Raw genomic sequence first — 10451 nt, forward strand, 5'->3', positions numbered from 1 at the left:
AGGGCGGGAATCACGAGGACGTGATTGGAAAACATACTAAAGTTATAAATTTTTTCGGCTGCTGCTTGCAGGATGGTGAAGGCGGTGCTGGGAGCTGTGGTTTCAAAGCCTAATGCGAAGAAGACTACTTCTTTGTCGGGGTTATCTTTGGCAATTTGCAGGCTGTCTAGGGGAGAGTACACCATACGAATGTCTGCACCTTGCGCCCTGGCTTGCAGTAAAGTAGTTTTGGAACCGGGAACTCGCATTGCGTCGCCAAAGGTGGCAAAAATGACGTTATGATTTTGGGAGATTGCGATCGCATCATCTAATCTGCCTTTTGGCATAACGCATACTGGACAACCAGGCCCATGAATTAGTTCAATGGCTTGGGGTAAAATTTCTTCGATACCATATTTAAATATGGAATGGGTATGTCCGCCGCATACTTCCATGATTTTGATGGGTTTTTCTAGCTGGTTGCATAATTTGGCGATTTCGCGGCGTATGGCTTCAGCTTTTTGAGGTTCGCGGAATTCGTCAACATATTTCATAGGATGTGTATCAGTTAATTTCGCTTTTGTGGTAAGGAGTTTTTTTCAACGAACCGCATACTCCTACGGAGAAGCAAGCTACGCGCAGCGTCTCGTTAGAGAAGGACGCAAAGGGCGCGAAGAAAGAAAGAAAGAAAGAAAGAAAGAAAGGCATGAGTTTTAAACTTTTTCTCTGTGCCTTTGGGTGAGACGAAAACAGTCTATTATTTAACCGAGTACCGTGGGTCTAAATCCCTGTCACAAAACTTAATTACGAATTACGAATTACGAATTACGAATTATTTAAGTACTAATCCCTACTTGTGCTGTTGCTAATTCTTGGAAGAGTTGTAATGTTTCTGCTGCTTCTTGTTCGTTAATTCGATTCATGGCAAAGCCAACATGGACTAATACCCAATCTCCAATACAAGCTTCGGGGGGATGTTGTTCATCTACGATACAAGCAATATTTACTTCACGCTTAACACCACCAATATTAACTAGGGCTAATTTATGGCTAACGTTGGTAACTTCTATAATTTGTCCGGGGATTCCTAAGCACATTTTTTTTAAGATAAACTAACCGCAGAGGCGCGGAGAACACAGAGAGAATTATTTGTGAGTTTTTTCACAAATCAAGACTCATGTATGAATTGTGCGGCTGTAATAACTGCTTGTCCTAAAGATAACCCGCCGTCATTAGCTGGAACTAAGCTGTGAGTAAGTACTTTTATCCCCAATGTTTGTAATCCTTTGGTAACTTGCTCTAACAATATACAATTTTGAAATACTCCTCCTGTTAAAGCTACCTGAGAAATCAGATTTTCTTGAGAAAGATGCTTAACCATCTTCACAATGGCATTAGCTAAACCTTTGTGAAATTTGGCAGCCATGACTGGTTGTGGAATCTGCTGCTGTAAGTCATGGAACAATGCTTGCCACATTGGACGCGGGTCTATATAATAAATCCTATCTGAAAATCTAAAATTAAAAGGATATATTAGCGTTTCTTCATTATTATTTAAGCTGCTAACATCTACTATAGCTTCCATTGCGATCGCAGCTTGTCCTTCATAACTACATTCATCTCTATAAATACCGATAGCCGCCGCCACTGCATCGAACAACCGCCCCACTGAGGACGCTGGAGGAGAGTTAATTTTTTTCTCAATCAGTTGATTGAGTAGTTTGAGTGGCTTACTTTTCAGAAATTTTATGATTTCTAAATCAGCGTACTGTTGTTGGCAGTCATCCCAAAGGTTAGCAGCTATTAATTGGGCATAAGTATTACGCCAAGGCTGATAAATTGCTTGTTCACCACCAATCATTGCTACTGGTTTAAATGTTGCTAGTCGCTGAAATTTCCGATAATCTGCTAAAAGAAATTCTCCGCCCCAGAGTGTACTATCATCACCGTAACCTAAACCATCTAAAGCAATCCCTAATACCGGAGATGCATCTAAAGGAATCCCATTTTCTACCATGCAAGCAGCGATATGAGCATGATGATGTTGAATTTGATGAATTTTGATTTGATTTGTATCTGCGAGTTCTTTACCAAGTTTGCTTGAGAGATATTCAGGATGTTTATCAATGGCGATTATTTTTGGTTGATGCTCAAATAGATTTAAGTACAAATTCAAAGTGTCTTCGTAAGCATTGAAAGCCGCAGCATTTTCTAAATCTCCCAAATGTTGAGAGAGAATTGCTTCTCCTTCACGCAATAAGCAAAAGGTATTTTTTAACTCACTGCCCATTGCTAAAATTTGCGGTATATTGTCAAATCCTGGTGGTAAACTAATTGGTGCTGGTGCATATCCTCTGGCACGGCGAATTATTTGGACTTTATCGCCGATAACTCTCACCACCGAATCATCTACCCGATTAATAATCTCTCGATTGTGAAAGAGAAAATAATCAGCGATTATCCCTAATTTATTTCTTGCTTCGTCATTATCAATACATTGTGGTTCATCGGCAAGATTGCCACTTGTTAAAACAATTGGGCGATTCATCCGCCGTAAAATTAAATGATGTAATGGCGTATAAGGTAGCATCAAACCAAGGGTATTTTGCCCCAATGCTATCGATGGTGCTACTTTTTTACCTGTCGCTTGTAGTAAAACAATTGGTGCAGCAGAACTTGTCAATAATTCTTTTTCTTTAGCGTTGACACTACAATATTGTTCAATTACTTGAATATCTCGTGCCATTAAAGCAAAGGGTTTATGATAGCGCTTTTTACGCTGACGCAGTTTTTGTACAACGGTTTCCTGAGTTGCATCGCAAGCCAGATGAATACCACCTAACCCTTTAATTGCTACAATCTCACCCTTTTGCAACAAGGTACAAACGGCATCAACATCATCCAACATGGAGAACATGGAAGCAGTAACCGATTTTCCATCGGCGCGTTCTAACCAAGCTGAAGGGCCGCAAGCATGACAAGCTACAGGTTGGGCGTGAAAACGGCGGTTTTCGACATCATGGTATTCCTTTGCACATTCTGAACATATAGTAAACGCAGACATACTGGTGTTACTTCTGTCATAAGGAATTGCACGAATAATACTCAGGCGGGGGCCGCAATGAGTACAGTTAGTAAAGGGATAGCGATAAAAGCGGCTAAAGGGGTCGAATATTTCTTGTTGACATTGTGGACAAGTAGCTGCATCAGGGGTAATTTCTGTTTTAATGGCATTACTGACACTAGTAGAAATCACAAAATTATCAAATTTAAATTCACCTTTATAAATAATTCTTGTTATTTGATTAATTTTTGCTAACGGTGGACATTCTGTTTGCAATCTGGCAACAAATTCTGTTATTGCTTCCTCACCACCAGATACCCTAATTAATACACCTTGACCATCATTACAAACATCTCCACGCAAACTGCAAGCTTTAGCCAGACGATATACTGTAGGGCGAAATCCTACTCCTTGAACAGTACCGCGAACTCTAATTTCTTCAGTCGGCATATAAATCTGACTTTCAAAAATTACGAATTATTAAACTGCCACAGCAAAATTCGGTTATTTCCAGAATCAGCTATGACTGCTGTTTTGCCACAAATTTTTATTCCGTAACACCAATTTAAGCTGTCTCGTTTTGGTAGTCCGAAATTACGATTTTCACCTTTACTTTGAAAATTTATTTGTCCTGCAAGCGCATTTGCCGTCGCACCTTGCAGTGATAAAATTGATTCTGGCTTCTTCCACCCTAACAAACGGGAATTAGCAGTATCTGCAACTACTAACCAATCGCCAGCCACACCCACACCATAAGGCATACTCAAACTACTAGCACTTGGCAAATAAACTCCTTGATTCATTTCCACAAAATCAAAGTTTTTTTGTCCTAAAACTACTGCACAAGGTGTATTATTTTCTGTGGGTATTCTCTGCCAAATCATTACCCGGTGATTACCTGCATCGCTAACAACCAGATTTTCTCCCCAAAAGGTGATGTCGTGACACCAACGCATACTCGCTGCGGTTGCAGAAGCACCGCCGTTTTCATTGCGAGATATCATATCTGGTTGTCCCAAAACTATATCAGCAGGTTGACCATTTTCTGTTGGTAATTGATGCCAAATTAATACTCTTCGATTACCAGTGTCAGCAATAAATAGCCGTCCTTGATGATAGAAAACACCATAAGGCCAGTGCATTGTACTAGCAGATGCTGCTTGATTTCCTTGATTTGGTTCATTATCGGTAAAATTAACTTGCCCTAACACCAAATCTGCTGGAACATTGTTATCTTCTGGTAAGCTGTTCCAAATCAAAACCCGATGATTCCAAGCATCTGCTACAGCTAATCCTTCGCCGCAAGCACAAATTCCTGTTGGTACACTTAAGGTTGCCTTTCCCGGTGTAGTTTTAGCATTTTGTCCTTCATGATAAAAGTCAGGCTGGCCAATTACCCAATCAGCCGGTTGACTATCTCTAGTGGGTAAATTCTGCCATCCTAATAATCGATGATGTCCTGTATCTGATACCCATAATGGGCCAGTTTCTGATAACAAACAAGCACCACGAGGCCCAAACATCGTTGTGGCATTGGGCGCTACAGGTATGACTAATTGTTCGGGTTCAATAATATTGCCTAAAATTACCTCCGCACCTTGAGGTGATAGAGGTAAATCTTGAGGATTTTCTGTTGCTTCTAGCGGTAATTGTGATATGGAATTAATTATGATTGGGATATCCATGAACCGCAGATAGACGCTGATAATTATTTAAAAACATTAATGTTGATTAGCATGTAACAACAGTAACGGTTTTGCATTATGCTTTCAAATTCAGTTAAAACCTTTAATAAACTTCTGTATTAATCAAACTTAAAAAATTAATATGGCTTTTAGTAATTTTTGCTACATAGCGAATCTTTAGCATGAGTGCGCGATTTACTGAAATGAGAAAGTAATATGCCTTTTTACTTTCTCAAAACACTAAAATCAATACCTGAATTACACAAATGAGAATGAATTTAGAGATATTGAGAAAGCATTCGGGCATTTTGCTTGCACAAAACACTAAAATGAATGTGCGAACTACTGAAATGAAAAAGCAAATTAGCCATGATTGACTAATTGCCAAGTATATTTGCTGAAATTTTACCTTGGCATTATCATTTTTGTAGTTTCACAAAAACCTTATCGTCTTTAACCTTGACTGGATACGACTGAAGCGAAACATCAGGCACGGTTAAGCATTTACCTGTCTCTAATTTGTACTGGAATCCGTGGGCAGGACAGGTAATAATACCATTTTCAACTTTACCTTTTTCTAAGGGAGATCCTAGATGGGTACAAGCATTACGGTAACATTTAACTGTAACGCCTTGACGATGTAAAATTAGTGAAGTACCAGCAAGTTGTACTGGGATTACGCTAAACTCAGGAACTTCATCAATAGTTGCTACTTTGATCCAAGTACAAGTTATTTTTGAAGAGAATGGACTGATTAAACCAGAATTCGCGTTCTTAACAGCAGAGCTATTATTGACTGCAACAACTTTAGTAATTTCAGGACACTGGTTTTTTATTGCCTGTTCTACTCCCTGAGATAAAGTCAAAGTAGAAGTCGGACAACTGCTGCAAGTTCCGATTAATCTAACTTCTACGGTATCTGGTGGCTTAATTGCCACTAGTTCTACATCCCCATTATGGCTTTTTAAACCTGGGCGAACTTCTTCAAGGGCTGTCTGAATACGTTGTGAAAGTGGAGGTTTCGGTGGTTTTACTAGTTCGTGATACAGTAGTACTGCATACACTAATTCATCTGCAACAGCATGACGCAAAGCTGGCATTGATTCTTGTTTTAGGCTTTTAATCAAACTAGTTAATGCAGCTTTATGCAAAGCTTCAATTGCTCTTTTTAGACCCACCGCTACACACCGTTGGCTTTCATCCCACTCAGATATAATTGCCTCAAAACGATTAATTTCTTGAACTAATTCTTCAAGGTTTGTCATTGGTCATTAGTCATTGGTCATTATTCATTAGTTATTCATCAATGACTAATCACTTCATTTTGAAGTCTTTGAGGAGAAATGGCATAATCATACCCGTCACTAAGCTAGATAATATTATTGGTAAGTAGAAGGGAATTGGAGCTTGTGCGAGTAACACTAGCAGTAAGAAACCTATAGCAATACCAATAGTAGTTTGCTTAACAAAATACACTGGGTCGCGTAGTAGCTTTCCTTTAAAAAATAACTTAGCAGAAAACCAACCTATCTCTAACATTTTTCTCCTAATAATTTGTCAAGAAATTTAAGGCAGCAAGCCCTAAGAGGATGGCGGGAATTGCACCCGCCGGGGCAAATAATGCACCAAGCATTGCTGAAAACTGATAGCCTATATCTTTCCCAGCTAACAGCATTCCACCAATTGCACCGCCGACCATAGACAAGACTAATGCTATGATTAGCCACGAAACTTCTGTTGCTATGTTCAATTCACCATCTGCTAAACTTGTGATAAAATTTATCACATTTGGATAGGTTAAAATGTCTCTCATGCTGTTCTGTCCTGATTGTTAGGAATTAGGGGAGTAGGGAGTGGGGAGTGGAGAGATGAGGGAGAAAGAATAAATAACCTATCCCCTATTCCCTATTTCTGCTTCTACATCTTGTAGTGCTTGGGCTACTACCTCTGCTTGGGCAATTTGTTGGTATTTCGTAAATATTTCTAAAGCGTCTTGATAGTAGATACGCGCTTGCAAAAGATTTTGAGGATTACCAGCTTCTGGTTTTTCTTGGTCATCTGGTAAGTTGAATAGGGCGTTGGCTTTGTTTGAAATTGTGTTAGCGTACTCTACGGGTGTATCTTTGGCATTACGCACTTTTAACGCTTCATCATAAGCTGCGATCGCCTTTAAATTATTCTCCACAGGATGGGAACTCACTAAATATTGCAAAGCGTTACCTAAATTGTTTTGCAACATCGCATATTCTCTAGGATGGTCAATCAGATTAATATGCTTTAGTGCTACCTCAAATGATTGCACAGCTAACCCTTGACGCAAGTATTCCCGTTCTGATGCTAGGGGCATAGAAAGGTAAGCGATCGCAATATTGTTATACAAAATCGCGTATTCTTGAGGGTAATCTTCCCAGGTAAACACCCGCAACGCCTCATGATAAGCCTGGATACTGTCGGTTATCCGCGCCAAATTGAACGGTACAAGCGACTGCAACACCAGCCCAAAATTCATCTGCGTCTCTGCTACTTCCTCTGGAGAAGCTAATTGTTGTAAAATCGGTAACGCCTCTTCATAACCTGCTTTCGCTTGCAGCAACAGTTGGTAGTCAGCATCCGGTATTGCCTGTAACGTCCCTGCCATGCCCACTTGGGCCCTGGCTTTCAGTAGGGGATACTCCTCACCACACATTTCATAGGCCCGGTAATATAACCCAACTGCATTTCGCAAGTCTTGGGCAGCTTTCGGCTTTTTTTGAAAACCCTGTGCTATCTCGATCAGCATTTGGATTTTTTCTTCTGCTGAGGCTGACTCTGAAGCAACAGCTGCTAACGCAGCCTTCACCGCCGAATCTGTAATGCTGGGGGTCATAACTCTGCCGTACTCTAGCCTATTGGGAATTGAGTCTGTCAACGCCCACGAATGATCAAGACACGCTTTATGTGTCTAATCACGGGCCATACTGATTTACGCAGGCTTCGAGTCCTTTAGGCGGAATTCCCCTTTTTGTCTGAGACTAGGGCTAAAGATTAAGGACTAGGAAAAGATTTGATCCCATGTCCAATATCCAATACCCCATGCCCAATCAATTTTTTTACTATAAAACACCCTATTTCTAAAATTCTAGGGGGAAATTGCTAATATTAATGTCAATTTTAAACACCTAATATTTTTAAAATACTTTTTGTATCATCACTCGACACAATCCAAATATTCTTTATTGAATTGTTGACATACATATATGCACTATCTTACCAGCTAGTTTTTGTATACTCCAAAGATTCGCCACGGGATCGTTGAAGTGTAAAATATATTCATCAACTGTAAAACAAGCTCCCTTGAAAACAGACAGTATCTTCTATCGGATCTTTCAGAGTATCCCTACTACTTTCTTTGAACTGATTAACCAACCGCCCCAACTAGCTAGTGTTTACCAATTTTCTTCAGTTGAAGTCAAACAACTAGCGTTTAGAATCGATGGCGTTTTCCTCCCAAATGCAGCAGAACTACCCATTTATTTTGCCGAAGTGCAATTTCAACCAGACAAAAAGTTCTACTCGCGTTTATTTACCGAAATCTTTAACTATCTTGACAAAACCGAATTAACCAACAATTGGCGTGGTGTTGTTATCTTCTCCAACCGCAGCGTTGATACTGGAGATACCGAAAGATATACAGAATTACTCAACTCACAACGAGTAACTCGCGTCTATCTTGACGAATTAAGCTCAATTGAGGCATCATCAATCGGCATAGAGACAGTTAAACTCATCATTGAACCCGAATCAACTGCGACAACAAGAGCTATAGAAATAGTCAACAGCGCCCGCCAGCAAATTTCAGATGTCGCTACTATTAGGGAAATTATACAATTGATAGAGACGATATTAATCTACAAGTTGCCGCGATTGAGCCAGGAGGAGATCAAAAAAATGTTTGGAGCAAATGAGTTAAAGCAAACTAGATTTTACCAAGATGTTTTTGCAGAAGGCAAACAAGAAGGTATACAAGAAGCTAAGTTAGAAGCAATACCCCACTTATTAGGGTTGGGGTTTAGTATTGAGCAAATAGCTCAAGCGTTAGGCTTCGACGAACAAGTTGTTAGGCAAGCTGTACAATCAAAATCTTAAAACAACTGATATATAGCTGACGGGGTGCAAGACTTTGCACCCCAATATTTTGCTAAATTTGACTCGGTTATTGCATTAGAATCTGACTGCTTAAAATACTCATCTTTTTGCACTGATTAACAGCTAGCAGTAATTGTTACAGAGTTTTAACAGTCTCAATTCAGTACGCGAGGTTATTTAACGTCAATAAGTAAAAAATAATTTTGTTTTTACTATTTTTATTTGTTAAATCTGTTACGAGTATAACAAACATAATAATTTAAAATAATTTCGTTAAACTTTTAGCTGTTGTTAATGATTAATTCTTTTTTAATGAAAGTGAATTAAACCAAAAAATATCTTAAGATTAAAAAATAAATATTGATAAACAGGTGAGACTTTACAAGCATTATCACCTACATCATGCATGGTAAACAATACAAAAACACCTAGCCGATGACTAATGTACTATGGCTGCAAGGTGGTGCTTGTTCAGGCAACACCATGTCATTTCTCAACGCCGAAGAACCGACAGTCTGCGATTTAATTGCCGACTTTGGCATCAATTTACTTTGGCATCCTTCCTTGGGAGTGGAACTAGGCAACAACTTGCAAACACTGCTACGGGATTGTATTTCTGGCACAATTCCTTTAGATATCTTGGTATTTGAAGGCAGCGTTGTTAATGCCCCCAAGGGTACAGGCGAATGGAATCGGTTTGCCGATCGCGCCATGAAAGATTGGTTAGCAGACCTTGCCAAAGTCGCTAAATTTATCGTCGCCGTGGGAGACTGTGCCACATGGGGAGGAATTCCCGCCATGTCACCCAACCCCAGCGAATCGGAAGGTTTACAATTTCTCAAACGTCAAGAAGGCGGTTTTTTAGGTAAAGACTTTGTGTCTCAAGCCGGATTACCTGTAATTAATATACCTGGATGTCCCGCCCATCCCGACTGGATTACGCAGATATTAGTTGCGATCGCTACTGGACGCATAGCAGACATTGCTTTCGATGAACTAAATCGTCCCCAAACCTTCTTCAACACCTATACCCAAACAGGTTGTACCCGCAACGTTCACTTTGCCTACAAAGCATCAACCGCCGAATTTGGACAACGTAAAGGCTGCCTATTTTACGACTTGGGTTGTCGTGGCCCCATGACTCATTCCTCCTGCAACCGCATTTTATGGAATCGCGTCTCTTCCAAAACTCGCGCCGGAATGCCTTGTTTAGGTTGCACAGAACCAGAATTCCCCTTCTTTGACCTTAAACCTGGAACTGTATTTAAAACCCAAACAGTGATGGGAGTTCCTAAAGAATTACCGCCAGGAGTTAACAAAAAAGACTACGCCTTACTCACAATGGTTGCAAAAGATGCAGCACCACCTTGGGCAGAAGAAGACTTTTTTACAGTTTAGTCATTGGTCATTGGTCATTAGTAAAAGACAAATGACCAATGACAAGGGAGAAACAGAGAAGTTTAAGGGTTAGCTTCTGACTATCAAAACTTTGTGGACAAATAACAAAGGACAAATATGGGAATTCAATCATTAGATATATCACCCGTCGGTAGAGTTGAAGGTGATTTAGATGTCCGAGTTGACATTGAGAATGGGCG

The 10451-nt window shown here is 39.9% G+C and carries 10 protein-coding genes and 1 pseudogene; 3 read left to right on the plus strand and 8 right to left on the minus strand.

Features of this window, described 5'->3' with window-relative positions:
• The 8 genes from hypD to VE944_RS25135 all read right to left on the minus strand — a co-directional run.
• Positions 1 to 533 (minus strand): hydrogenase formation protein HypD (gene hypD, locus VE944_RS25100; RefSeq protein WP_324983504.1); only part of this gene is annotated, 533 nt, incomplete at its 3' end.
• A 282-nt stretch (positions 534 to 815) separates the two neighbouring features.
• A complete protein-coding gene (locus tag VE944_RS25105) occupies positions 816 to 1076 on the minus strand; it encodes a HypC/HybG/HupF family hydrogenase formation chaperone (RefSeq protein WP_324983506.1) in 261 nt (86 codons plus the stop codon).
• 71 nt (positions 1077 to 1147) lie between these two features.
• Positions 1148 to 3493, minus strand: coding sequence for a carbamoyltransferase HypF (hypF, locus tag VE944_RS25110; protein ID WP_324983509.1), 2346 nt, complete (start codon positions 3491 to 3493; stop codon positions 1148 to 1150).
• A 20-nt stretch (positions 3494 to 3513) separates the two neighbouring features.
• Positions 3514 to 4728, minus strand: coding sequence for an NHL repeat-containing protein (locus tag VE944_RS25115; RefSeq protein WP_324983512.1), 1215 nt, complete (start codon positions 4726 to 4728; stop codon positions 3514 to 3516).
• Positions 4729 to 5147: 419 nt separating this feature from the next.
• Positions 5148 to 5993 (minus strand): NifU family protein, encoded by an 846-nt coding sequence (locus VE944_RS25120; RefSeq protein ID WP_324983513.1) that lies wholly within the window; start codon positions 5991 to 5993, stop codon positions 5148 to 5150.
• A gap of 49 nt (positions 5994 to 6042) precedes the next feature.
• A complete protein-coding gene (locus VE944_RS25125) occupies positions 6043 to 6267 on the minus strand; it encodes a hypothetical protein (RefSeq protein WP_229561040.1) in 225 nt (74 codons plus the stop codon).
• Between the two features lie 7 nt (positions 6268 to 6274).
• A complete protein-coding gene (locus VE944_RS25130; protein WP_324983518.1) occupies positions 6275 to 6541 on the minus strand; it encodes an asr0689 family protein in 267 nt (88 codons plus the stop codon).
• 78 nt (positions 6542 to 6619) lie between these two features.
• The gene (locus tag VE944_RS25135; RefSeq protein WP_324983520.1) at positions 6620 to 7594 is read right to left on the minus strand and encodes a hypothetical protein; all 975 of its coding nucleotides are present in this window, start codon (positions 7592 to 7594) and stop codon (positions 6620 to 6622) included.
• Positions 7595 to 8061: 467 nt separating this feature from the next.
• Between VE944_RS25135 and VE944_RS25140 the strand changes: the two genes are divergently transcribed.
• The 3 genes and pseudogenes from VE944_RS25140 to VE944_RS25150 form a co-directional block, all read left to right on the plus strand.
• Complete coding sequence (locus tag VE944_RS25140; RefSeq protein ID WP_324983523.1) at positions 8062 to 8853, plus strand: Rpn family recombination-promoting nuclease/putative transposase; 792 nt, start codon at positions 8062 to 8064, stop codon at positions 8851 to 8853.
• Positions 8854 to 9288: 435 nt separating this feature from the next.
• The gene (locus VE944_RS25145) at positions 9289 to 10251 is read left to right on the plus strand and encodes a hydrogenase small subunit (RefSeq protein ID WP_324983524.1); all 963 of its coding nucleotides are present in this window, start codon (positions 9289 to 9291) and stop codon (positions 10249 to 10251) included.
• Positions 10252 to 10368: 117 nt separating this feature from the next.
• A pseudogene (locus VE944_RS25150) lies at positions 10369 to 10451 on the plus strand (nickel-dependent hydrogenase large subunit); the annotation flags it as partial.

The organism is Nostoc sp. (assembly GCF_035638895.1).
GTDB lineage: Bacteria > Cyanobacteriota > Cyanobacteriia > Cyanobacteriales > Nostocaceae > Nostoc.